The following is a 22,427-nucleotide window of genomic DNA, read 5'->3' on the forward strand; positions in this document are numbered from 1 at the left end:
AAGCGGCCCTCGTCAGAGATGGCGATCGATGTCCATGCGCTGGTGCAGGACGCGCATGACCTCGATGCCAGGTTCGACACGACGGTAGAAGATGAGATGCGACCCGGCGCGATACCGATAGTAGCCGGCGCGAACGTCGTCGACCTTCTGGCCGAGCCCGGGAGAGCGAGCGAGAGCCCGCATGGCATCGTCGATCTCGGCGATGTAGCGATCGGCCTGCTCGGACGACCATCGCACGGCCGTATCGAGAAAGATGCCGTCGAGATCGGCGCTGGCCTTCGGGTTGAGACGGAGCCTAGAGACCGTACTTGGCATGCATCTCTGCCAGGAAGGTCCGGCGGTCGAAGGGGACCGACGGGCCGCTCTCTTCGGCTTCGATCAACGCCGTGCGCAGGGCCTGCCGCTTGCTCTCGCGTTCCAGGAGTTCGAGCCCGGCCTGCACGACCTCGCTGACCGAGGCATACCGACCCTGGTCGACGGACGAGGCGACAAAGTCGGCAAAATGATCATCGAGGGTGACCGAAGTCGTCTTGGACATCGCCGCTAACTCCTGACGGAAGCCAAACATAAGCCCAAGGTCTGCCAGGCTCAAGCAGGAGCAAGGCCACGCTCTCCGCTGTCGGCCGCTGCGTACGAGCAATACCGTGTTCGTCATCCCGGCCTTGAGCCGGGATCCATTCCTCCACGCAACAGCGTCTCTCCGGCTCAAATCAGGGGTGAAGGCCTGCTCACACCTCGGGTTCCGGCGATTTGGAATGGATCCCGGCTCAAGGCCGGGATGACGAATTTCCGAGGCGCGCACGCTTCCTCAATTTCATCCCGCCTCGGACACGCTTATGCGGACGTTATCCCGAGTGTCCGCCTTCGCCGCCATCCGCCGCGCCGCTTCCTCCCCCGCAAAGTGACACGCCCCGCGATGGCCGGGCGAGACCTCGACCAGCGGCGGCGGGACTTCGGCGCAGACGGCCTCGGCGATGGGACACCGCGTGCGGAAGGCGCAGCCGGAGGGCGGGTTGATCGGCGAGGGCGGGTCGCCGAGGAGGACGGTGCGGCCGCGCGCTCGGGCAATCGCCGGGTCCGGCACGGGTGCGGCGGAGAGCAGCGCGCGCGCATAGGGGTGCGCCGGATTCTCGAACACATCGGCGCGGCTGCCGATCTCGACCACGCGGCCGAGATAGAGGACGAGGATCCGGTCCGAGATCAGGCGGACGACGGAGAGATCGTGGCTGATGAAGAGCAGGCTCAGTCCATGCTTCTTCTGCAGGCCCTTCAGAAGATTGATGATCTGCGCCTGGATCGACACGTCGAGGGCCGAGACCGGCTCGTCGCAGACGATCAGTTTCGGTTCCGTAATGATCGCGCGCGCAATGCCGATCCGCTGCGCCTGCCCGCCCGAGAACTCGTGCGGATAGCGCCGGATCATCTCCGGCGCGAGACCGACCTCGTCCATGACGGCTTCGACCCGCTTGTTCCGGGCCTGGCGCGTGAGGCCGGGCTCGGCCACCTCCAGCGGTTCTGCGATGATGTCGCCGACGGTCATGCGCGGGTCGAGCGAGGCGATCGGGTCCTGGAAAATGATCGACAGCTCCTTTCGCGCCTTGCGCATGTCTTCGGCCGACAGCGTCGTCAGGCTGCGGCCCTGCCAGACGACGCGGCCGGCGGTCGGCTCGACGAGGCGCAGGATCGAGCGACCGAGGGTCGACTTGCCGCAACCGGACTCGCCGACGATGCCGAGCGTTTCGCCGTCCCCGAGCGTGAAGGAAACGTCGTTCACCGCCTTCAGCGTCGCGGCGCGGCCGAAGAAGCTGCGGCTGCGGAGGGTGAATTCCGTCGACAGGTTTTCCACGCTGAGAATGGGGGCCGCCTGTTTCACGTGAATCTCGGCCGTGCTCATGCGGGTCTCCCATCGCCAGGCATCGTGTCGGGAAAACGTTGCGTGGCCGAATCGAGTCCTGCGTCGTAAACCGAGAGCTGCGGAGCGTCGGAAAAGGGGTGCCAGCAGGCCGCCCGTCGATCACCGCCCACGGGGGCGAGCGGCGGCCGCTCGGCGACGCAGCGTTCGGTGGCGTGGCGGCATCGCGGGTGGAAGGCGCAGCCGGTGGGCAGGTTCATCAGGTTCGGCGGGCGGCCGGGAATGGGGTCGACGCCGGCGATGTCGCGGTCGGCGCGCGGGATGGAGCGCAGGAGCGCCGCGGCATAGGGATGCGCCGGCGACGCGAAGAGGTCGTCGACGCCGGCCTCCTCGACGACGCGGCCGGCATACATCACCGCCACGCGGGTCGCGATGCCGGCGACGACGCCGAGATCGTGGGTGATGAGCACCAGCGCGGTGCCAAAATCGGCTGTGAGGTCGCGGAAGAGATCGAGGATCTGCGCCTGGATGGTGACGTCGAGCGCCGTCGTCGGCTCGTCCGCGACGATCAGTTTCGGCCGGCAGATCAGCGCCATGGCGATGACGACGCGCTGGCGCATGCCGCCGGAGAGCTCGTGCGGATACTGGTTGAAGCGCCGCTCCGCCTCGGGAATGCCGACCGTCCTCAGCATGGCCAGCGCCTCGGCCTCGGCCGCGCGGCGCGACAGGCCCTTGTGCACCTCCAGCGCCTCGGAGAGCTGGCGCTTGATCTTCATCGCCGGGTTCAGCGCCGTCATCGGGTCCTGAAAGACCATGGCCATGTCGCGGCCGCGAATCTTGTCGAGGTCCCGGGATTTCATCGCCAGAAGGTCCTCGCCCGCCATCAGCGCCTGCCCCTCCGTGCGGCCGTTGCGCGCCAGCAGGCCGAAGACGCCGTTGAAAGTCTGGCTCTTGCCCGAGCCGGATTCGCCGACGATCGCCAGCGTCTCGCCCGGCATGACGGCAAGGTCGAGATCGGAGACCGCCTGCACCTCGCCGTCGGGCGTGGAGAAGCGGATGGAGTAGTTTTGCAGCTGCAGGAGGGGGGCGGTCATGCCGGGCGCTCCGCTTGACGAACCGGCACGGCCGGCTTCGTTTCAGAACGCGATGCCCACTCCCCCGCTTCGTCATCCCGGCCTTGAGCCGGGATCCATGCCGAGGCGGCGTCGCTGCCCAATCGGGTCAGGATGCCTGTCGACCGTCCTCGAACCCGTTCAACGATTTGGAATGGATCCCGGGTCAAGCCTGGGATGACGAACGTCATATCTTCGCGCCTGTCATTCCTTGCGTCCGAAAACATCATCATCACCGGTCCTTCGGGTCGAAAGCGTCGCGCAGGCCGTCGCCGACGAAGGCGAAGGCGAGGAGCAGCGAGACGAGGACGAGGCCAGGGAAGCCGAGCAGCCAGGGCATGGTCTCCATGGTGTCGGCGCCTTCCGAGATCAGCGTGCCGAGCGAGGTCAGCGGTTCCTGCACGCCGAAGCCGAGATAGGAGAGAAAGCTCTCGGTGACGATGATTTCCGGCACGGTGAGCGTGGCGAAGATCACCACCGGGCCGATGAGGTTCGGCACGATGTGGCGGCGGATGATGGTGAAGGTCGAAACGCCCGCCGCCCGCGCTGCCTCGATGAACTCGCGCTCTTTCAGGGACAGCGTCTGGCCGCGCACGATGCGCGCCATGGTCAGCCATTCCAACAGGCCGATGGCGGCGAAGAGGAGGTAGACGTTGCGGCCGAACATCACCATCAGGAGGATGACGAAGAGGATGTACGGAAGGGCGTACATGACGTCGACGAAGCGCATCATCGCCTGGTCGATGCGCCCGCCGAGAAAGCCCGACACCGCGCCGTAGAGGACGCCGACGACGACTGAGACGAGGGTGGCGATAAGGGCGACGAGCAGCGAGACGCGGGTGCCGTAGAGGGTGCGGGCGAGGAGGTCGCGGCCGTTCTGGTCGGTGCCGAAATAGTGGCCCGAGGCCCAGGACGGCGGCTCGCGGAAGGCGGCCCAGTCCGGTGTCTCATAGTCGAAGGGGAGGAACCACGGACCGGCGATGGCGGCGAGGATGATGGAGACGAGCACGACCAGCGAGACCATGGCGGCCTTGTTGGCGAAGAGCCGGCGCATGGCGTCCCGTGTCAGCGAGCGCGGCTTACCGTGCATGGCCTCGGCCTGGATCGTGGCAAAAGGTTCGAGCGCCGCGCGCTTGTCGGTGAAGAGGGTCATCGCGTCCGCACCTTCGGATCGAGCCAGGCATAGGCGAGATCGACGAGGAGATTCAGGACGACGATCAGGATCATGTAGAAAACCACGGTGCCGAGCACCATGCCGTAATCCCGGTTCAGCGCCGCCTGGATGAAATACCGCCCGATGCCGGGGATGCCAAAGATCTGCTCGACAACGATGGAGCCGGTGAGGAGATAGCCGGCGGCGGGCCCGAGATAGGAGACGACCGGCGTCAGCGCTGGGCGCAGCGCGTGGCCGAGCACCATGCGCCTCGCACCGATGCCCTTGGCGCGGGCGGTGCGGATGAAGTTGGCGTTGAGCACCTCGATCATCGAGCCGCGCATCAGCCGCGAAATGCGCGCGGCATGCGGCAGCGCCAGCACCACCATCGGCAGCACGAGAAAGCGCGGCGAGCCATCGCCCCAGCCGCCGACCGGCAGCCAGTCGAGCTTCAGCCCGAAGACCAGCTGCAGCACCGGCGCGACGAGAAAATTCGGCACCACGAGGCCGATCATGATCACTCCGGCGATGACATAGTCCGGCGCCTTGTTCTGGTAGAGCGCGCCGTAGATGCCGGCGGCCAGACCCACGACGATGGCGAGCAGAAAGGCGCCGCCGCCCAGAATCAGCGTGTAGGGCAGGCCGATCATGATCTGCTGCGACACCGAAAAATCGTCCGACGTGAAGGACGGCCCGAGATCGCCCTGCACGAGCCCGCCGAGATAGCTGAAATATTGCGCCAGCAACGGCTGGTCGAGGTGATAGTGCGCCCTCAGATTCTCCAGAATCTGCGGCGGCAGCGCCCGCTCCATGTCGAACGGCCCGCCGGGCGCGAGCCGCAGGATGAAGAAACAGGCGGTCACCGCGATCAGGACGACGGGGATGGCCGTCAGGAGGCGGTGGAAGGCGAAACGCAGCATGCGCGCGCGACTCCTGGTGGGACGGAGACGAAGGGAGTGCCATTCCTCGCCCCAAAGGGGAGAGGGTGGATGCGAGCGAGAGCGAGCAGCCGGGAGAGGGGGCGACGGTGGAGGACTACCCGCCGCTGGTCGACGGCGCTTAGCGCCGCCCCTCATCCCGCTGCCGCGACCTTCTCGCCGTCGGGGAGAAGAAGCAGCTTTGCCTACTCCGCCTTGGTCAGCCAGCGCGTGCGGTGGATGTCGAAGGCGTTGTCCTCGTAGCCGGTGATTTTCGGCGAGACGACGCTGCGCGAGGCGTAGAAGTAGATCGGGATCGCGGCCGTATCGTCCATGGCGAGTTTCTCGGCCTGCTTCAGCAGCTTTGCCCGCGCGGCCATGTCGGTATCGGCATTGGCATCGGTGAGGAGCTTGTCGAATTCGGCGTTCGACCACTGGCCGTAGTTCATCTCGACCCCGCCCTTCAGCAGGTTCAGGAAATTGTCGGGATCGTTGTAGTCGGCGAGCCAGCCGGCGCGGGCGACCTCGAAGGAGCCCTGGCGTAGGTCCGCATAGTGGACCTTCACCTCGGTGTTGACGAGATCGACATCGACGCCGAGCGGCTTCCACATCGAGGCGATGGCGACGGCGACGCGCTTGTGGTTGTCGTCGGTGTTGTAGCGCAGCGTGACCTTCAGCGGCTTGTCCGGGCCGTAGCCGGCCTCCGTCAGCATGGCCTTGGCCTTTTCCAGCTTCTCGCCATAGGGCAGGTCGGCCCAGGCGACCTTCACTTCGGGGCCATCGTAATTGGCCATGCCCGGCGGCACCCAGCCATAGGCCGGCAGCTCGCCGGTGCCCAGAATCTTCGGGCCGATCACCTCGCGGTTGATCGCCATCGACAGCGCTTCGCGCACCTTGGCGTTGTCGAAGGGCGGCTTCGACGAGTTGACGACGTAGTAGTAGAGGCCGGCGAAGGGGGCGACATGCGCCTGGCCCGGCATGTTCTCCTGCAGCCACTGGTACTGGTCGGTCGGGAAGGACGTGACGACGTCGAACTCGCCGGCGCGGTAGCGGCGCAGCGCGGCGGCGTTGTCCTCGAGCGTGAAGAATTTGACGCTGTCGATCTTCAGCGTCGCGGCGTCGTGCCACTGGTCGTTCTTCTCGGTCAGCACGTGGCTGCCCGGCACCCACTCGACCGGCTTGTAAGGGCCGTTGGTGACGATGTTGCCGACCTGCACCCAGGCGTCGCCCTTTTCCTTGATCAGGTGCTCGGGCAGGGGATAGGCGGTGTAGTGGGTGAGGGCGCCGAGGAAATAAGCGGTCGGGCGCTCGAGCGTGATCTCCAGCGTCTTGTCGTCGATCGCCTTGACGCCGAGCTGATCCAGATCGGTGATCTTGCCGGTGTTGATCCCCTCGGCATTCTTGATCGGATACTGCAGATAGGCGTATTCGGCGGCGTTCTTCGGATCCATCAGGCGCTTGAACGAAAAGACGAAATCGCCCGCCGTCACGGGCTTTCCGTCGGACCATTTGGCATCGGCGCGGATCTTGAAGGTGTAGACCGTCTTGTCGTCGGAGAGCGTGTAGCTTTCCGCGGCGCCGGGGATCGGCTCGGCCTTGGCATCCTCCGTCATCAGCCCCTCGAAGATGTCGCCCGAGACCCGGTTCTCCCAGTCGCCCGACAGCTTCTGCGGATCGAGCGAGGTGACGTCGCCGCCATTGTGGAGATTGAGCTGGGCCGCTTGCGCCGGCGTCAGGCCGAGAAGCGCCGCCAGCGCCAGGGCGCCGGTCGTGAGGCTCGTGGATCGGGAGAAAAACGTCATCGCGGCTCTCGCTCGTTGCGTTGATCGGAGTCATGCGGGGGTGACGTAAACGTCACCGAAGCGGTCATCAATCACGCCGGCGCCGCGCTTGTAAACCGCCGGAAGATGGAATTGTGGGCAAAACCGCGGGCTGTCGAACATCACGGCAGAGTGAGAATCCGCCGGTATAATCAGAGACTTTCAAGGAGTCAGTGAAGCCTTCGGCGGAGCGCGGATCCCACCGTCTCGGGCTAGTCAGGGCCCGGCATCGAAGGGGAGGGGCGGAAGCTTGCGTCGGATGGAGTGTCGCCGACCGGCCCGACCACCCTATCTCACCAATCCTCCGCAGCAGCAGAAAGCCGGTCATGGCCCTCACCCTCAACGTCGTCACCACTTCCACGCGCCCGGGCCGCAAGGGGCCAATCATCGCCGACTGGTTCACCGGCTTCGCCCGCGAGCATGGCGGCTTCAACGTGGTGGCGGTGGACCTGAAAGAAATTGGGCTGCCGCTCTTCGACGAGCCGGAGCACCCGGCCAAGCAGCAGTATCAGCACGACCACACCAAGCGCTGGGCGGCGCTGACGGCGACGGCCGACGCCTTCGTCTTCGTGCTGCCGGAATACAACTACTGCCCGCCGCCGAGCTTCTATAACGCCATCGACTATCTCAGCCGCGAATGGAACTACAAGCCGGTCGGCTTTGCCTCCTATGGCGGCGTCTCCGGCGGCATGCGGGCGGTGCAGGAGGCTAAGCTGCTGATGACCACGGTGAAGGCCATGCCCATCCCGGAAAGCCTCGTCGTACAGAGTTTCACCCAACACATCTCCGACCAGGGCTTTTCGCCGGAGGCCTTTCACCTTTCCTCCGCCACGGCCATGCTGAACGAACTTCAGAAATGGGCCGGTGCGTTGAAACCGTTGCGTTCCTAGGGGTCGGGGTTCGCCGAGCGGCTCGTCGCCATGAAAAAGTTCTTTTGATCAAAGTCTTAAGCAGATCTCTACGCAGCTCTTTACGACGAGGCGGCTTGTTTCGCGCTGGATATAGTGCCGGCCGTTTTCCGGGCATTTAAGATTTTCAGGCCGGAACCTTTCGCGCACGGCATTGTTACCACACCGACTCAGCCGGCGCCGCCGGCTCTGCCTAGAAGAGGATTGACACCATGACCCATACCCCTCCCCCGCCGCGCCAGGGCGGAAGCCTCAATGCCGTTTGGTTCATTCTGGGCGGATTGGTGATCCTGGCGGTCCTGTATTTCGCCTTCTTCGCCGGTGGCCCCGCCGAGACGCCGACTGCAGGCGACACGAACAACACGACGATCGAAGCGCCCGCCACGCCGGCGCCTTCCGCCGAGCCTGCGCCGACCCCGGCTGAGCCCGCCCCGACCCCGGTCGAGCCGGCCCCGGCTGAGCCGACGCCTGCGACCCCGGCCCCGGCCAACTAAGAGCCTCGGCTTTTCGACTGTCGACACTGATGAAGCCGCCGGAGAGATCCGGCGGCTTTGTCGTGCGTGGCGTCGGCCCACCTCGGGGGCGGGCAAACGGCGCGGCTACTTTTTCTCCGGCTCCGAAGCCGTGAAAGGTACGGCGGACGTGGCGACATGGACGACGCTCGAATCGTCCGCGCTCGCTTGAACCGTGAAGCCGAGCGAGCGCACGAGACGCAGCATGCTGGTGTTTTCCCTGAGAACCTCGCCCTCGACCCGGCCGATGCCGCGCTCGCGCGCATAGCGCAGGATCTCCGTCATCAGCAGCGATCCGAGTCCGGTTCCCTTGAGATCCGAGCGCACCATCACCGCGAATTCGCCTTTGTCGTTGTCGGGCGCGGCGATCAGCCGGACGACGCCGCTGATGTCGGCGCTCCCTGGCTCCAGGGCCACGAAGGCCATCTCGCGGTCGTAGTCGACCTGCGTCAGCCGGGCGGCGAAGGAATGGCCGAAATCGCTGCGCGGCGCGAAGAAGCGCAACCGCACGTCGTCGCGCGAAGAACGCTGGAGCATGTCGACGATCGCCGCCTCGTCGTCCGGGCGGATTGGCCGGATGTCATAGGCGATGCCGCGCTTGGTGACGGCGGCATGGGCGAGGCGGCGCGGATAGGGCCGGATCGCCGGCAGCGGCCGCACCGTCTCCGGCCGGCGCAGCACGACGCGGGCGTCGAGCGCGACGACACCCTCGGCGTCGGCGCGCAGCGGGTTGATCTCGAGCTGGGTCACCGCCGGCAGTTCGGCGGCGAGCTGCGACAGTTTCACCAGCGTCGAGGCGACGGCCGCCAGATCCGCGCGGGGATGGTCGCGGTAGCCGGCCAGGAGCCGCGAGACGCGGGTGCGCGAGATCATGTCGCGGGCCAGGACATCGTTCAGCGGCGGCAGGCCGACGACGTGGTCGCCGATCACCTCCGCCGCCGTGCCGCCCTCGCCGAAGGAGAGCACCGGGCCGAAGATGGCGTCCTCGGAAATGCCCAGCACCAGCTCGGTGGCGCCCCGGCGCATCATCGGCTGCACGATGAAGCCGTCTATCCGGGCCTCCGGCGCGCGTTGGCGGACCAGATCCAGCATGTCCTCGGCCGCCTGCCGAACCATCGGCAGCGAGGCGATGGCCAGGTGCACGCCGCCGACGTCGGACTTGTGGGTGATGTCGCGCGACAGGATCTTCAGCGCCACCGGCAGGCCGATCGCGGTCGCCGCTGCGCAGGCCTCGACCGGGGTGCGGGCGACGATGGTGCGGATGACCGGTATGGCGAAGGCCGCGAGAAGCTCGAGCGCCTCCGGGCCGGTGAGGACGAGGCGGTGCTCGGCCAGCGCCTCGGCGACGATCGCCTCGGCCCGGGCGCGGTCGATGGCAAAGCCCTCGGCGACGGGCGTCTCCATCAGGAGTTCCTGGTTGCGCCGGTACTCGTCGAGCTGGACGAAGGCGGCGATCGCCCGCTCCGGCGTCTCGTAGGTCGCAATCCGCCTGGTGTCGAAAAGCCGGCGCGGCGCCAGCGCCGAATCGCCGCCGAGCCAGCAGGTGAGGAGCGGGCGGCGCGCGACGGAGGGCGTCTCGGCGACGGCCTCGGCGGCGGCCACGCGGTCGGCGAGCGCGGTCGGGCCGTTGAGGACGAGGATGGCGTCCGCCGCGTCGCCGGCGTGGATCGCCTCGATCGCCGCGCGGTAGCGCCCGGCATCGGCGCCGGCGAGGATGTCGACCGGGTTGCCGCGGCCGCCGCGGTCGCCAGGGCCGTCGGGCCCGCCGGGGCCGAGATCGGCGAGGCGCGCGCCGGACCGGGCCACGGCATCGGCGGCGATGACGCCGAGGCCGGCGCCATTGGTGACGATGGCGAGCCGGTTGCCGCGCACGCGCAGGCCGCTCGACAGCGTCGCCACCGCCTGGAACAGCTCATCCAGCGTATCGACGCGCAGCATGCCGGCACGGCGGAAGGCGGCGTCGTAGACGGCATCGGCGCTGGGCGCGGCGTCGCCGGGCGCCGCCGCGCCCGTGTCGCTGCCGCGGCCGGCCTTGACCACGACGACCGGCTTGGTGCGCGCCGCGATCCGGGCCGCCGATAGGAATTTGCGCGCCGCCGTCAGCTGCTCGACATAGAGGAGGATGGTGCGGGTGTGCGGATCGGATTCGAGGAAATCGAGGAGGTCGCCGAAGTCGACGTCGCTCATGCCGCCGAGCGAGACGACATGCGAGAAGCCGATGCCGCGCGCCGCGGCCCAGTCGAGCACCGAGGTGGCGACCACGCCCGACTGGGTGAGGAAGGCGATGGACCCTGGCAGGGGCGCGCGGGGGGCGATGCTGGCATTGAGCCCCGCCGCCGGCGACATCAGCCCGAGGCAGTTCGGCCCGACGATGCGCAGGAGATGGGGCCTGGCGGCGTCCAGCATCGCCTGGCGCAGCGCGAGCCCCGCCGCGTCGCCGTCCTCGCCGAAGCCTGAACTGATGACCACGGCGGCCCGGCAGCCGCGCCCGCCGAGCGCAGCGACGAGGCCGGGTACCTCGGCGGCCGGCGCGGCGATGACGGCGAGATCGGGCGTCAGCGGCAGGTCGGCGACGGAGGCGTAGGTCAGCACCGAGCGGATCGCTTGGCGCGCGGCGTCGACCGGCAGGATCGGCCCCTTGAAGCCGCTCTCCAGGAGATTGCGGGCCAGCACCTCGCCGATCGGCGATCCGCCGGGCGCGGGGCCGATGAGCGCGATGGCGCGGGGCTGAAACAGCGCGTCGAGATGGCGGATGGTCACCGCGGCTCCTTTTTTCGCCCCTTCGCCGGGGTCTCCCGCAAGGTCGCCACCTTGCTGTGGAAAGCAAGCCCCAGGTCATCCCCGGCATGCGAGGGAGAGCCGGACGCAAGCGCGGTGCGGTGCCGGATCGCTGGACCGCCCGGCCGATCGGGACGGCCGCAGGCTTCGCTCAAGCCGGTGCATTCATCTTAACGCCTTATTAACGACGCAGCCCTTAGATCGACATGGAAACCAAGAATTAACCAATATGACCGAAGCCTTAACCATGATCAAACCGGTTCGCCTGCGTGGCCGCTCCTTCCTGGCGCTGGTGCTGTCGCCGGAACTCCCCTTCCGCGACTGGCTGGCCAGCCTCGACGATCTGGCCGCCCGCTCGACCGGTTTTTTCCTGGGTCGGCCGATCGTCCTGGACGTCGCCGGGCTGAAGATCACCAAGGAGGATCTCTCCGGGCTGATCGCGCAGCTCGCCAGCCGCAACGTGCGCATCATGGGCATCGAGGGCGCGGCGTCCTCGCTGCTCGGCCCTGGCATGCCGCCGGAAATGCGCGGCGGCCGGGCTGCCGGCGACATCGTCCCGGACGAGACGCCGACCGAGGCCGATGCCGGAAAGCCGCAGGTCGTGGGCTCGCCCCCGATCGTGCCGGTGCTGCAGGGCTCGCTGGTGATCGATTCGCCGGTGCGCTCGGGCCAGTCGATCGTCTTTCCGGAAGGTGACGTCACCATACTCGGCTCGGTCGCCTCCGGGGCCGAGGTCATCGCTGGCGGCTCGATCCACGTCTACGGCTCGCTGCGCGGCCGGGCGCTCGCCGGTTCCGCCGGCCAGCCCACCGCGCGCATCTTCTGCCGCAAGCTCGAGGCCGAGCTGATCGCCATCGACGGCCTCTACAAGACCGCCGAGGACATCGAGGCGCGCTTCATCGGCCAGTCCGTGCAGGCCTGGCTCGACGGCGACGAGTTGAAGACCGTAGCTCTCGGCTGACACGAATTCGAACGAACAAGGATATCCAAATGGCCAGAGTGATGGTGGTGACGTCGGGCAAGGGCGGGGTCGGCAAGACGACGTCGACGGCGGCCCTCGGGGCGGCGCTGGCGCAGGGCGGACAGAACGTCGTCGTCGTCGATTTCGACGTCGGCCTGCGCAATCTCGACCTCGTGATGGGCGCCGAGCGCCGCGTCGTCTACGACCTGATCAACGTCGTCCAGGGCGACGCAAAACTGTCGCAGGCGCTCATCCGCGACAAACGCATCGACACGCTGTCGCTGCTGCCGGCCTCGCAGACCCGCGACAAGGACAACCTCACCACCGAGGGCGTCGACCGTGTCATGGCCGAACTGCGCGAGCGCTTCGACTGGGTGATCTGCGACAGCCCGGCCGGCATCGAGCGCGGCGCGACGCTCGCCATGCGCCATGCCGACGTCGCCGTCGTCGTGACCAATCCGGAAGTCTCCTCGGTGCGCGATTCCGACCGCATCATCGGCATTCTCGACGCCAAGACGCTGAAGGCCGAGCGCGGCGAGCGGATGGAGAAGCACCTTCTCCTCACCCGTTACGACGTCGCCCGCGCCGAGCGCGGCGACATGCTGAAGGTCGAGGACGTCCTGGAGATCCTGTCGATCCCGCTCCTCGGCATCATCCCGGAAAGCCCGGAAGTGCTGCGCGCCTCCAACACCGGCACGCCGGTGACGCTGAGCGACGCCACCAGCGCGCCGGCCCGGGCCTATATGGACGCGGCACGGCGCCTGAACGGCGCCGACATCCCGATGACCATTCCCGGCGACCGCAAGGGCCTCCTCGGCCGGCTGTTTGGTAGGAGGGCGGCATGAGCCTTTTCGGCTTCTTCAACAAGCGCTCGACCGCCCCGGCGGCGCGCGAGCGGCTGCAGGTGCTGCTCGCCCACGAGCGCGCCACCATCGGCCAGTCGGACCTCGTCGCCGTCCTGCGCGAGGAGATCCTCGCCGTCATCGCCAAGCATGTCGCCATCGACCGCGACAAGGTGAAGGTGAAGATGGAGCGCGGCGACGTCGTCTCGACGCTCGAAGTCGACATCGAGCTGCCGGACCTTGCCGCCACCAAGTCCTTCGCCGCGGCGCACTGAGCCGCGGCGTCGGGAGAGTCCGGGCTGCCGCAAGCTTGGTCCTCCACACTGAGCCATGGTCCGGAAGGGCCGTGGGCCGGCGCCGTCCTCATCGGTGCCGACGACACGCGCGCGACGGCCGAATCATCCGGCCGTCCCGCCAGCTGAAAGGAACTGAGCGATGACCAGAGCCGACCTTCTGAAGCGCCTGCAGGAAGTGCAGGACGCGCCGCAGCTCAAGGGCCGCGACGTGCGCAGCATCACCGCCATGCTCGGCATGGACGCCCTTCGCAAGCATGTCGAGGTCTGCGAGGCCGCCGCCGGCCGCAGTCACTGACACCGGCGCCTGCGGGCGTCTGACAGGGCCGGCCGCTTCGGCCGGACGGCCCTCTGCGGCGGGCACAGGGCACAGCCCCTTCCGCCGCGCCCGACCTGCCGACCCGGGGCTCGCCCCCCCGGGGTGCCTTGGCCCGAGAACGGTTGCGCCGCTGTCCTGACAGGGCGGCCGCCCGCCAGGCCGACTGACGCGGGTCCCTTGCCGGAAATCCGCGCAGACCGAGAATGACAGCCGCCTTGCCGCTGCCCTGTCCCGCGACGGTCGTGCCCGCCCGCCATCGTGGTCGGCCGGCAAGCCCGGCCGCCTGAGGGCGCAAAACCCCTTTCAACTTGATCGACCGCCGGCGTCAGCCCGCCGCGGACCGCCCGGCCACACGGTCGGCGAGGAGGGCGGCGATGAGATCGGTCTGCGAGACGATGCCGACCATCTTGCCGTTGTCGTCGACCACCGGCAGGTGGTGCAGGCCGGCATCGGTCATCACTGGCACGAGGTCGGCGATCGGCGTCTGCGACCCGACCTGAATCACCGGCGTCGTCATGATGTCGCCAATCGAGGCGCGCGGCGCGCGGCCGTGCGTGGCGGTGAGACGCAACCGGTGCCGCAGGGCAAGCCGCGGCCCGCCGGCGCCCCAGACCGCCTTCTGCAGGAGATCGCTCTGCGTCACGATGCCGAGGATGCGGGCATTGTCGTCGGTGACCGGGATTGCCCTGATATGGTGATGGCGCATCAGGTCGAAGGCCTCGCGCAGCGGCGCATCGGGCGAGATCGCGACGACGTCGCGCGACATGATGGCGCCGCAGGTCGTGTCGCCCGCCCGGCGCTGGTAGCCGCGCATTTCGGCCTGCCGCAGGATCGCCTCGAGATCGCCGCGGTCGACGTCGAGCAGCTGGTCGAACTCGGCCAGCGCCGCGTCGAGATCGGCCGGGCTGAAGCCGACGCGCGCGCTCGGCGCGGGGTCCGCGGTGTGGCGGTCGACCGGCCGGGCGGCGGGCACGTGCGGATAGGAGCGGCCGCTGGCATTGTTGAAGGCCAGCGCCGTGGCGAGCAGCAGCAGCGAATTGACGCCGACCGGCCAGAGCACGAAGCCGAAGCCGAGCGCGTGGATGGCCGGCCCGCCGAGCACCGCCGTCAGTGCGACCGCGCCGCTTGGCGGATGCACGCAGCGCAGCGTCATCATCAGGGCGATGGAGAGGGCGACGGCGACGGCCCCGGCGAGGAACGGATCGGGGATTGCGAGCGTGGCGGAAACGCCGACGAGGGCGGCGATCGTGTTGCCCCCGACGATCGACCAGGGCTGCGCGAGCGGGCTCGCCGGCACCGCGAAGAGGAGGACCGCGGACGCGCCCATCGGCGCGATCAGCAGCGGCAGTCCCGAGTCCTCGCCGAGCGCCAGGCGGCTGACGAGGCCGGTGACGAGGATGCCGAGCCCGGCGCCGAGCGCGCTGCGCAGGCGCTCGCGCACGCTGACCGGCGACAGAGAGGGAACGAGATGGGAGAAGAAGGCCAGGATCGGGCTCCCTGATGCCGGCGCCCCGCCCGGAGCCGGCCGAATCGCGGGACCCGGCTTGGCGCCTTCCGGGCATGAAGGCCGTGCCGGGTCGCGCTCTGTCAAGGCGGGCCCCGTCACCGCCGAGTTCTGCCGCGCTCCCTTCGTCGGGGCCGATCCGGTCGCAAGCGCGTTCCCCGCAGCGTCCAAGCGGATCACCTGGCGCCGACGGCGACGGCGACGTTGACGGCGAGCGCGACGAGGACGGTGTTGAAGAAGAACGACGCGACCGAATGGGCCAGCGCCACCCGGCGCATGACGGGCGCCGTGATCGCCACGTCCGCCGTCTGCGCCGTCATGCCGATGACGAAGGAGAAGTAGAGAAAATGCCAGGAGCCCGGATCGTCCTCGCCGGGAAAGTCGAGGCCGCCGCGTTCCGTCTGGCCGTCTCCCGCCTCTGTCGGGCCGTAATAGAGGCGGCCGTAGTGTTGCGCCGCCATGGCATGCAGGCTCGCCCAGCCGAGCGGCACGTTGACGAGCGCGATCCAAAGGCCGGTGCCCTCCGGCCCGCCGCTGCGGTTGATCAGGCCGAAGATCGACACCAGGCTGAGCCCGATTGCCGCCAGCGTGAGGAGCGCGATGATGACGATACCCTCGTCCTCGGTTTGGGCGCGCTGGCGCAGGTCGTCGAGATCGTGGGTTGCGGTCATGTGCAGGAGGAGTGCGAGGTAGAGGAAGAAGAAGACGTCGCCGACGACGAGGAGCCGCAGCGTCGTCGGCAGCCCGGCCAGCGGCCACCAGGCGAGGATCGCCAGCGCGGCCGCCAGGAGAAAGCGCTTGTGATGGCGGGTATAGGGGTTGTCGAGCATGCGGCGGAGCTCCAGCCGGAAAGGGCGCGGATCGTCCCGGCGACGATGCGCCGGCCGAGCGCGCTTGTCGCCGGCCAGGGTCTGGCGCCGGCCGCCCGCGTCAGTCGTCGTTGGTGGCGTTGAGGTCCTCGGGCCGGCGACCCTCGTCGGCAGGGCGAACACTGTACCAGCGGACACCCGGCCCGCCCGCGCCATCCTCGCCGAAGACGTCGACGCCGGCCGCGGCAAAGGCCGTCCGCAGATCGGCCAGCGCGGGATCGTGCGGCGAAGGCCGGCCCGCCTCGAAATTGGCGATGGCGGTCGGGGCGACGCCGGAAGCGGCCGACAGCTGCTCCTCGGACCAGCCGAGAAGGGCGCGCGCGGCACGGCATTGGGCGGGGGACAGGGGCATGGCGAGGACCGTTTGAGCTCTGGCGGATCCCCGGCAGTACCGCGTGGCGAAAGCCCCCGCAAGGCGGCCGACGGACCCTCGCCGACCCCGGCGCCGCGACCGCAGGGCTTTGAAGACGCGGAACGTCCGGCTCAGGCGCCTGGCGCCATGGTCTGCCGCCGCGGATCAGGCTGCCGAGCGGTCAGGCCGCGCCGACGAAGGAGTTCAGCATCGCCTGGCCGTAGCGCGCCCGCAGTTGTTCGAGGCTGACGCTCGTGCCGGCCAGGTCCGCTGCCAGCTTCTCGAAGCCGCCGCGGCCGCCGGGCACGATCACGCCGGTCGCCAGGATGTTCGCCGCATAGGCCTTGATCGCCTCGTCGCCTTCGATCCCGAGCTGTTCGGCGGCCCAGAGCCCGACGATCAGGTCGGCATGGGCGCGGCTGTAGAAGGACCGCTCCTCGCGGATGACGTAGTTTCTCTGGGCGAGTTGGGTGCGGATGGCGCTGACCTGCATGACATTCCCCTGTTCCACTGTTGGCAGGAGAAAGATGGCAGAGGGCCGATAAGAACTCGTCCGAATTACCCCGACAAATCGGCGGCCGGGTTTCAGAAGATATTGACGGTGACGCTGAGGAAATAAGCGAGCGTTACTATGCCGGCCTCTGGACGGTCTGCCCGAGCCCGGCCGGGTGTCAGGCCGCGACCTTGGACAGGGAGATCCGCTTGCGGCGCTGCGGGTTGAGCTCGGTGTCGACGGCGGCGGCGGTGCGGGACTGGTCGAACAGCACCTCGCCCGCGGTTCCGGCGACGGTGATCAGGGAGCGCTCGTCGCATTGCGCCGCCACGATCAGGCCGAGGGCCCGCATGTGCGAGCGACCGTAGGCGAAGGCGGCGAGCGCCGCCCGCTGCTGCGGCGGCAGGCGGCCGACGACCTCCTCGATCCGCTCCTGGCTGGAGCGCAGCAGAAGGGCCAGAAGTTCCAGGGCGATGGGGCAGCTGGCTTCGTTGGGGGCATAGCGGCTGTGCATGGTGGGACCTCGCTTTGGACAGGTTCCAAAATGCCGAGAACCTGGTTAATGAAGCGTTAACGGCAGCCTCTCCGGCCGCCTATCACCTTGCTGCAGCGACATTTTTGCCGCAACGGCCGGAGCCTGCCCGCTGCGCCGGACCCGTCGTCGGACCCCCGCGTTTCCGGCCTGTTTCGACCCTTGAGCGGGGCGAGGAGACGGTGGCATCGGTCGTCCTCCCGCGATGGAGGGCGGGTTCGAGACCTGCCGGCGTGTCGGGTTGACCGAAACGTGATCGCAGGCACGGACTTCACGTCCGTCCATCCCCCTTCATGAGATCCCCCACCACGCCGGCAAGGGCACGCTTCTCGCTCGAAGGCGGGATCGATCGGGGCGGAAGGCCGGACGGCAGCGCCTCTTCGAACACCCGATGCAGTGGCGGACTGACTGCCGATCATAGAGACGGGCCAAATCACTCCCGGCGTCCGGTCCGGCGCGCCGAGGACAGCGAAACAGGCCGATCTTTACGGCTTCCTTATCGCCAGCACGGCAAATCCGTATCGAGAGCTTACGCGGGACTGCGTAACTGTGTCGGGACCGGACACAGGGACCTGAACCATGGACATCGTCTACCTCCTCGTCGGCATCGGCTTCTTCGGCATCATGGCGGGCTATGCCCGCTGGGCCGCGAAGGCCTGAGCCATGCTGGACCTCTTTCTCGGCTCCGCCGTCGCCCTCGGGCTGCTCGCCTATCTCGTCTTCGCGCTCGTGCGCCCCGAGAAGTTCTAACCCTTCAGCGCCGCTCGCCGCCCGCCCGCCTCGCCCCGCCTTTCGGCCGCGGCGGGGCGCCCGCACGGCGCCGGCACTCTCCCATCGAAAGACCCCAAGCGATGACAGCGATCGGCTGGCTTCAGATCGTCCTTTTGTTCGGCGCGGTGCTCGTCTGCGCCGTGCCGCTCGGCGCCTTCATGGCGCGCGTGTTTGCGGGCGAGCGCACCTTCCTGTCCCCCGTGCTCGGCCCGGTCGAGCGTGGCTTCTTCAAGCTCTCCGGCATCGATCCCGCGAAGGAGCAGGGCTGGCTCGCCTACACGGTCGGCATGCTCGTCTTCAACGGGCTCGGCTTCGTGTTGCTCTACGCGATGCTGCGTTTGCAGGGCGTGCTGCCATTCAACCCGCAGGGCTTTGCCGGTGTCTCGCCGGATCTCGCCTTCAACACGGCGGTGAGTTTTGTCACCAACACCAACTGGCAGTCCTATGGCGGCGAGACCACCATGAGCCATTTCAGCCAGATGGCGGGCCTTGCCGTGCAGAATTTCCTCTCGGCTGCCACCGGCATCGCGCTCGCCGTGGCGCTGATCAGGGCCTTCGCCCGCTCGGGCATGCAGACCGTCGGCAATTTCTACGTCGACATGACCCGCGCCGTTCTCTACGTGCTGCTGCCGCTCGCCATCGTCACCGGCCTCGCCCAGGTCGCGATGGGCACGCCGCAGACCTTCGAAGCCTCCGTCACCGCGACGACGCTCGAGGGCGGCGAGCAGACGCTGGCGCTGGGGCCCGTCGCCTCGCAGATCGCCATCAAGCAGCTCGGCACGAATGGCGGCGGATTCTACAACGCCAATGCCGCCCACTCCTACGAGAACCCGTCGCCGCTCTCGAACTTCCTGACCATCTGGCAGATGCTGGTCGTCTCCGCGGGCCTCGTCTTCGCCTTCGGCCATCTCGTCGGCGACCGTCGGCAGGGCAGGGCGATCATCGCGGTGATGGCGCTCCTCCTCGTCGCCGGCGTCGGCGTCGCCTACTGGGCCGAAAGCGCTGGCACGCCGTCGCTCGTCGCCGCCGGCCTCGATCCGTCGGGCGGCAACATGGAGGGCAAGGAAGTCCGCTTCGGCCTTTCCGCCTCGGCGCTGTTCGCCGCCGTCACCACGGGCCTCTCGGACGGCGCAGTGAATTCCATGCATGGCTCGTTCACGCCCATCGGCGGCATGGTGCCGATGTTCCTGATCCAGCTCGGCGAAATCCTGCCGGGCGGTGTCGGTTCGGGCCTCTACGGCATGCTGGTGATGGCGATCATCGCCGTCTTCGTCGCCGGCCTGATGGTCGGGCGCACGCCCGAATATCTCGGCAAGAAGATCGAGGTGAAGGAGGTGAAGATGGCGGTGCTGGCGATCCTCATCCTGCCCACGGCGATCCTCGGCTTCTCCGCCGTGGCCTCGGTGCTGCCGACGGCGCTGGCCGGTCTCGGCAATGCCGGCCCGCACGGCCTGTCGGAAATCCTCTACGCCTACTCCTCGGCGGCCGGCAACAACGGCTCGGCCTTCGGCGGCCTCTCCGCCAACAGCCCCTGGTGGAACACGACGCTCGGTCTCGCCATGCTGCTCGGGCGCTTTGCCTACATCGTGCCGATGATGGCGATATCAGGCTCGCTGGTCGGGAAAACCCGCCTTTCCGCCTCGTCCGGCACGTTTCCGACCACCGGCCCGCTCTTCGTCGGCCTGCTCGCTGGCCTGATCCTGATCCTCGGCGGCCTGCAGTTCTTCCCGGCGCTCGCCCTCGGGCCGCTCGCCGAACAGGTGCAGATGCTGGGCGGCAAGACGTTCTGACGAAGAGTCTCCGCCGGCCGACGCTGCTTCTTCTCCCCGCCGGGGAGAAGGTCGCGGCAGCGGGATGAGGGGCCGGTGCGCAGCACCGCTCGCCCTCTCCGGACAGGCCGCACCCCCTCATCCGGCCCTCCGGGCCACCTTCTCCCCGGAGGGGAGAAGAATAATCCCTCCGCCGCGCCCCTCGCGCCGGCTCCTCAACCCTTGGAGTCCCTCCCATGGCCGCCGCATCCGCCATCGCCTCGCCCGATCTTCTCGGCCGCGCCGCGCTCGACGCCTTCCGCAAGCTCGACCCGCGCAAGCTCGCCAAGAACCCGGTGATCTTCGTTACCGAAATCGTCGCCGTCCTCGTCACCGTGCTGTTTGCCCGCGACGTTCTCGCCGGGAACCCGCTCGCCTTCACCGGCCAGATCATGGCCTGGCTCTGGTTCACCGTGCTCTTCGCCAATTTCGCCGAGGCCGTCGCCGAAGGGCGTGGCCGCGCCCAGGCCGATAGCTTGCGCAAGGCGCGCACCGACACGGTGGCCAAGCGGCTCGTCAACGCGAAGGACCGCGGCGGCTATGCCGAGGTCTCGGCGCTGGAGCTGAAGGTCGGCGACTTCGTCCTCGTCGAGCCCGGCGACATCGTCCCCGGCGACGGCGAGATCGTTGAGGGCATCGCCTCGGTCAACGAGGCGGCGATCACCGGCGAATCCGCGCCCGTCATCCGCGAGGCCGGCGGCGACCGCTCGGCCGTCACCGGCGGCACCACCGTCTTGTCCGACTGGATCGTCGTGCGCATCGTCGCGGCGCCCGGCTCGTCCTTCCTCGACAAGATGATCGCCCTCGTCGAGGGCGCCGAGCGGCAGAAGACGCCGAACGAGATCGCGCTGACCATCCTCCTTGTCGGCATGACGCTGATCTTCCTGATCGCCGTCGCGACGCTCGCGGGCCTCGGCCGCTATGCCGGCGCCATCGTGCCGGTGCCGATCCTCGTCGCCCTCCTCGTGACGCTGATCCCGACGACCATCGGCGGCCTGCTCTCGGCCATCGGCATCGCCGGCATGGACCGCTTGATGCGCCACAACGTGCTCGCCATGTCCGGCCGGGCGGTCGAGGCGGCCGGCGACGTCGACACGCTGCTCCTCGACAAGACCGGCACCATCACCTTCGGCAACCGCATGGCGTCGGAGATCGTCGCGGTGCCCGGCGTCGGCGAAGCCGAGGCGGCGCTGGCCGCGGTGCAGGCAAGCCTTGCCGACGAGACGGCCGAGGGCCGCTCGATCCTGACGCTCGCCCGCGACAAGTATGCGATCGAGGTGCCGCGCGGCCCGGGCGTCGGCGCCGCGTTCATCGAATTCTCCGCCGCGACGCGCCTCTCTGGCGTCGACGTCGACGGAAGGCAGATCCGCAAGGGCGCGATCGACGCGATCCGGAAATTCGTCGCAGCAGCCGGGAATACCGGCGCCGAGCCTGCCGCCTTCACCCAGGCCGTCGAACGCATCGCCCGCTCCGGCGGCACGCCGCTCGGCCTGTGTGAGGGCGGGCGTCTGCTCGCCGTCATCCACCTCAAGGACGTCGTCAAGCCCGGCATCAAGGAGCGCTTCGCCGAGATGCGGCGCATGGGCATCCGCACGGTGATGGTCACCGGCGACAACCCGGTCACGGCCGCGGCCATCGCGTCGGAGGCCGGCGTCGACGACTTCATCGCCGAGGCGACGCCGCAGGACAAGCTGAACTACATCCGCAACGAGCAGCGCCAGGGAAGGCTCGTCGCCATGTGCGGCGATGGCACCAACGACGCGCCTGCCTTGGCGCAGGCCGATGTCGGCGTCGCCATGCAGACCGGCACCCAGGCCGCCCGCGAGGCCGGCAACATGGTCGATCTCGACTCGGATCCGACGAAACTCATCGAGGTCGTCGGCATCGGCAAGCAGCTGCTGATGACGCGCGGCGCGCTGACCACCTTCTCCATCGCCAACGACGTGGCGAAATACTTCGCCATCATCCCGGCGCTGTTCATCACGGCGATCCCCGAGCTCGGCCTCCTCAACGTCATGGGCCTCGCCTCGCCGGAAAGCGCCATCCTCTCGGCGGTGATCTTCAACGCCCTCGTGATCGTCGCCTTGATCCCGCTGGCGCTGAAGGGCGTGAAATACACACCCGGCGACGCCGGCTCGATCCTGCGCCGCAACCTCCTGATCTACGGCCTCGGCGGCATCCTCGTGCCCTTCGCCGGCATCAAGCTGATCGACATGGCGGTGGCGGGGATGGGGCTGGTCTGAACCAGCAATTTTCTTCTCCCCTTGGGGGAGAAGGTGCCCCGAAGGGGCGGATGAGGGGCCGGCGTTTGACCCGCCACCGCTGCGCCCCCTCATCCCGCTGCCGCGACCTTCTCCCCGGAGGGGAGAAGAACATAACCCTGACACTTCGAAAAAAATTTCGATGCTCACCCAGCTTCGCCCCGCCTTGACCCTATTGGGCCTCGTCTGAACCAGCGGTTTTCTTCTCCCCGTGGGGGAGAAGGTGCCCCGAAGGGGCGGATGAGGGGCCGGCGCTCAACCAGCCACCGCAGCGCCCCCTCATCCCGCTGCCGCGACCTTCTCCCCGGAGGGGAGAAGAACATAACCCTGACACTCCCAAGGAACCTCGATGCTCTCACAGCTTCGCCCC

Annotated in this window: 22 protein-coding genes; 9 read left to right on the forward strand and 13 right to left on the reverse strand. The window is 68.3% G+C overall.

Translation table 11 applies throughout. The features are described from left to right. Positions 1-12 precede the first annotated feature (12 nt). The 7 genes from IEX88_RS00975 to IEX88_RS01005 form a co-directional block, all read right to left on the reverse strand. On the reverse strand, positions 13-315 hold the full coding sequence (locus IEX88_RS00975; RefSeq protein ID WP_188848667.1) for a type II toxin-antitoxin system RelE/ParE family toxin: 303 nt from the start codon (positions 313-315) through the stop codon (positions 13-15). Further along, positions 296-538, reverse strand: coding sequence for a type II toxin-antitoxin system ParD family antitoxin (locus IEX88_RS00980; RefSeq protein WP_188848670.1), 243 nt, complete (start codon positions 536-538; stop codon positions 296-298). Before IEX88_RS00980 ends, IEX88_RS00975 begins: the two co-directional genes overlap by 20 nt. A gap of 276 nt (positions 539-814) precedes the next feature. After that, positions 815-1,894 (reverse strand): ABC transporter ATP-binding protein, encoded by a 1,080-nt coding sequence (locus IEX88_RS00985; RefSeq protein ID WP_188848672.1) that lies wholly within the window; start codon positions 1,892-1,894, stop codon positions 815-817. Beyond that, on the reverse strand, positions 1,891-2,946 hold the full coding sequence (locus tag IEX88_RS00990; RefSeq protein ID WP_188848674.1) for an ABC transporter ATP-binding protein: 1,056 nt from the start codon (positions 2,944-2,946) through the stop codon (positions 1,891-1,893). The genes IEX88_RS00985 and IEX88_RS00990 overlap by 4 nt, the downstream gene beginning before the upstream one ends. Before the next feature lie 250 nt (positions 2,947-3,196). After that, a complete protein-coding gene (locus tag IEX88_RS00995; RefSeq protein WP_373289541.1) occupies positions 3,197-4,054 on the reverse strand; it encodes an ABC transporter permease in 858 nt (285 codons plus the stop codon). Positions 4,055-4,113: 59 nt separating this feature from the next. Next, a complete protein-coding gene (locus tag IEX88_RS01000; RefSeq protein ID WP_188848677.1) occupies positions 4,114-5,037 on the reverse strand; it encodes an ABC transporter permease in 924 nt (307 codons plus the stop codon). A gap of 203 nt (positions 5,038-5,240) precedes the next feature. Beyond that, positions 5,241-6,836, reverse strand: a complete 1,596-nt coding sequence (locus IEX88_RS01005) for a peptide ABC transporter substrate-binding protein (RefSeq protein ID WP_188848679.1) — start codon at positions 6,834-6,836, stop codon at positions 5,241-5,243. Positions 6,837-7,180: 344 nt separating this feature from the next. On the opposite strand from IEX88_RS01005, the gene IEX88_RS01010 reads away from it, so the two are divergent. Together IEX88_RS01010 and IEX88_RS01015 are read left to right on the forward strand one after the other, a co-directional pair. Further along, positions 7,181-7,744 carry an NADPH-dependent FMN reductase gene (locus IEX88_RS01010; RefSeq protein ID WP_188848682.1) on the forward strand — a complete coding sequence of 188 codons (564 nt, stop codon included), beginning with the start codon at positions 7,181-7,183 and terminating at the stop codon, positions 7,742-7,744. Positions 7,745-7,974: 230 nt separating this feature from the next. Continuing rightward, complete coding sequence (locus IEX88_RS01015) at positions 7,975-8,256, forward strand: hypothetical protein (protein ID WP_188848683.1); 282 nt, start codon at positions 7,975-7,977, stop codon at positions 8,254-8,256. A gap of 105 nt (positions 8,257-8,361) precedes the next feature. Here the strand turns inward: IEX88_RS01015 and IEX88_RS01020 are convergent, their stop codons facing one another. After that, on the reverse strand, positions 8,362-11,034 hold the full coding sequence (locus tag IEX88_RS01020; protein WP_188848685.1) for a bifunctional acetate--CoA ligase family protein/GNAT family N-acetyltransferase: 2,673 nt from the start codon (positions 11,032-11,034) through the stop codon (positions 8,362-8,364). Positions 11,035-11,281: 247 nt separating this feature from the next. Here IEX88_RS01020 and minC point away from each other — a divergent pair, with 247 nt between their 5' ends. The 4 genes from minC (at position 11,282) to IEX88_RS01040 (ending at position 13,446) form a co-directional block, all read left to right on the forward strand. Continuing rightward, positions 11,282-12,013 (forward strand): septum site-determining protein MinC, encoded by a 732-nt coding sequence (minC, locus tag IEX88_RS01025; RefSeq protein ID WP_188848687.1) that lies wholly within the window; start codon positions 11,282-11,284, stop codon positions 12,011-12,013. A gap of 29 nt (positions 12,014-12,042) precedes the next feature. Continuing rightward, positions 12,043-12,858, forward strand: a complete 816-nt coding sequence (minD, locus tag IEX88_RS01030; protein ID WP_188848689.1) for a septum site-determining protein MinD — start codon at positions 12,043-12,045, stop codon at positions 12,856-12,858. Further along, the gene (gene minE, locus IEX88_RS01035; RefSeq protein WP_188848691.1) at positions 12,855-13,130 is read left to right on the forward strand and encodes a cell division topological specificity factor MinE; all 276 of its coding nucleotides are present in this window, start codon (positions 12,855-12,857) and stop codon (positions 13,128-13,130) included. The genes minD and minE overlap by 4 nt, the downstream gene beginning before the upstream one ends. Before the next feature lie 160 nt (positions 13,131-13,290). Continuing rightward, on the forward strand, positions 13,291-13,446 hold the full coding sequence (locus IEX88_RS01040; protein WP_188848693.1) for a hypothetical protein: 156 nt from the start codon (positions 13,291-13,293) through the stop codon (positions 13,444-13,446). A 346-nt stretch (positions 13,447-13,792) separates the two neighbouring features. On the opposite strand, the gene IEX88_RS01045 is transcribed toward IEX88_RS01040, so the two are convergent. The 5 genes from IEX88_RS01045 to IEX88_RS01065 all read right to left on the reverse strand — a co-directional run bounded on the left by IEX88_RS01045 (position 13,793) and on the right by IEX88_RS01065 (position 17,199). Next, complete coding sequence (locus IEX88_RS01045) at positions 13,793-14,956, reverse strand: HPP family protein (RefSeq protein WP_188849264.1); 1,164 nt, start codon at positions 14,954-14,956, stop codon at positions 13,793-13,795. Between the two features lie 191 nt (positions 14,957-15,147). Beyond that, positions 15,148-15,801 (reverse strand): DUF1345 domain-containing protein, encoded by a 654-nt coding sequence (locus tag IEX88_RS01050; protein WP_188848695.1) that lies wholly within the window; start codon positions 15,799-15,801, stop codon positions 15,148-15,150. Positions 15,802-15,901: 100 nt separating this feature from the next. Beyond that, complete coding sequence (locus tag IEX88_RS01055) at positions 15,902-16,192, reverse strand: helix-turn-helix domain-containing protein (RefSeq protein WP_188848696.1); 291 nt, start codon at positions 16,190-16,192, stop codon at positions 15,902-15,904. Positions 16,193-16,373: 181 nt separating this feature from the next. Next, on the reverse strand, positions 16,374-16,685 hold the full coding sequence (locus IEX88_RS01060) for an ATPase inhibitor subunit zeta (protein WP_188848698.1): 312 nt from the start codon (positions 16,683-16,685) through the stop codon (positions 16,374-16,376). Between the two features lie 178 nt (positions 16,686-16,863). After that, positions 16,864-17,199, reverse strand: coding sequence for a hypothetical protein (locus tag IEX88_RS01065; protein ID WP_188848700.1), 336 nt, complete (start codon positions 17,197-17,199; stop codon positions 16,864-16,866). Between the two features lie 681 nt (positions 17,200-17,880). Between IEX88_RS01065 and kdpF the strand changes: the two genes are divergently transcribed. The 3 genes from kdpF (at position 17,881) to kdpB (ending at position 22,039) form a co-directional block, all read left to right on the forward strand. Beyond that, a complete protein-coding gene (gene kdpF, locus IEX88_RS27235) occupies positions 17,881-17,967 on the forward strand; it encodes a K(+)-transporting ATPase subunit F (RefSeq protein ID WP_188849265.1) in 87 nt (28 codons plus the stop codon). 101 nt (positions 17,968-18,068) lie between these two features. Then, complete coding sequence (gene kdpA, locus IEX88_RS01075; RefSeq protein WP_188848702.1) at positions 18,069-19,778, forward strand: potassium-transporting ATPase subunit KdpA; 1,710 nt, start codon at positions 18,069-18,071, stop codon at positions 19,776-19,778. A 215-nt stretch (positions 19,779-19,993) separates the two neighbouring features. Further along, positions 19,994-22,039, forward strand: coding sequence for a potassium-transporting ATPase subunit KdpB (gene kdpB, locus IEX88_RS01080; RefSeq protein WP_188848704.1), 2,046 nt, complete (start codon positions 19,994-19,996; stop codon positions 22,037-22,039). The last annotated feature ends 388 nt before the right edge of the window (positions 22,040-22,427 follow it).

This window comes from Aureimonas glaciei (genome assembly GCF_014643375.1).
GTDB lineage: Bacteria > Pseudomonadota > Alphaproteobacteria > Rhizobiales > Rhizobiaceae > Plantimonas > Plantimonas glaciei.

Coding starts and splice junctions, on each gene's coding strand:
- IEX88_RS01055 (WP_188848696.1), bottom strand. CDS start 16,192: ATGCCCCTGTCCCCCGCCCAATGCCGTGCCGCGCGCGCCCTTCTCGGC.
- IEX88_RS01015 (WP_188848683.1), top strand. CDS start 7,975: ATGACCCATACCCCTCCCCCGCCGCGCCAGGGCGGAAGCCTCAATGCC.
- kdpA (WP_188848702.1), top strand. CDS start 18,069: ATGACAGCGATCGGCTGGCTTCAGATCGTCCTTTTGTTCGGCGCGGTG.
- IEX88_RS01010 (WP_188848682.1), top strand. CDS start 7,181: ATGGCCCTCACCCTCAACGTCGTCACCACTTCCACGCGCCCGGGCCGC.
- IEX88_RS01065 (WP_188848700.1), bottom strand. CDS start 17,199: ATGCACAGCCGCTATGCCCCCAACGAAGCCAGCTGCCCCATCGCCCTG.
- IEX88_RS01005 (WP_188848679.1), bottom strand. CDS start 6,836: ATGACGTTTTTCTCCCGATCCACGAGCCTCACGACCGGCGCCCTGGCG.
- IEX88_RS00975 (WP_188848667.1), bottom strand. CDS start 315: ATGCCAAGTACGGTCTCTAGGCTCCGTCTCAACCCGAAGGCCAGCGCC.
- IEX88_RS01040 (WP_188848693.1), top strand. CDS start 13,291: ATGACCAGAGCCGACCTTCTGAAGCGCCTGCAGGAAGTGCAGGACGCG.
- IEX88_RS00980 (WP_188848670.1), bottom strand. CDS start 538: ATGTCCAAGACGACTTCGGTCACCCTCGATGATCATTTTGCCGACTTT.
- minE (WP_188848691.1), top strand. CDS start 12,855: ATGAGCCTTTTCGGCTTCTTCAACAAGCGCTCGACCGCCCCGGCGGCG.
- minD (WP_188848689.1), top strand. CDS start 12,043: ATGGCCAGAGTGATGGTGGTGACGTCGGGCAAGGGCGGGGTCGGCAAG.
- IEX88_RS00985 (WP_188848672.1), bottom strand. CDS start 1,894: ATGAGCACGGCCGAGATTCACGTGAAACAGGCGGCCCCCATTCTCAGC.
- IEX88_RS00995 (WP_373289541.1), bottom strand. CDS start 4,054: ATGCACGGTAAGCCGCGCTCGCTGACACGGGACGCCATGCGCCGGCTC.
- IEX88_RS01060 (WP_188848698.1), bottom strand. CDS start 16,685: ATGCAGGTCAGCGCCATCCGCACCCAACTCGCCCAGAGAAACTACGTC.
- IEX88_RS01050 (WP_188848695.1), bottom strand. CDS start 15,801: ATGCTCGACAACCCCTATACCCGCCATCACAAGCGCTTTCTCCTGGCG.
- IEX88_RS01000 (WP_188848677.1), bottom strand. CDS start 5,037: ATGCTGCGTTTCGCCTTCCACCGCCTCCTGACGGCCATCCCCGTCGTC.
- IEX88_RS00990 (WP_188848674.1), bottom strand. CDS start 2,946: ATGACCGCCCCCCTCCTGCAGCTGCAAAACTACTCCATCCGCTTCTCC.
- kdpB (WP_188848704.1), top strand. CDS start 19,994: ATGGCCGCCGCATCCGCCATCGCCTCGCCCGATCTTCTCGGCCGCGCC.
- kdpF (WP_188849265.1), top strand. CDS start 17,881: ATGCTGGACCTCTTTCTCGGCTCCGCCGTCGCCCTCGGGCTGCTCGCC.
- minC (WP_188848687.1), top strand. CDS start 11,282: ATGACCGAAGCCTTAACCATGATCAAACCGGTTCGCCTGCGTGGCCGC.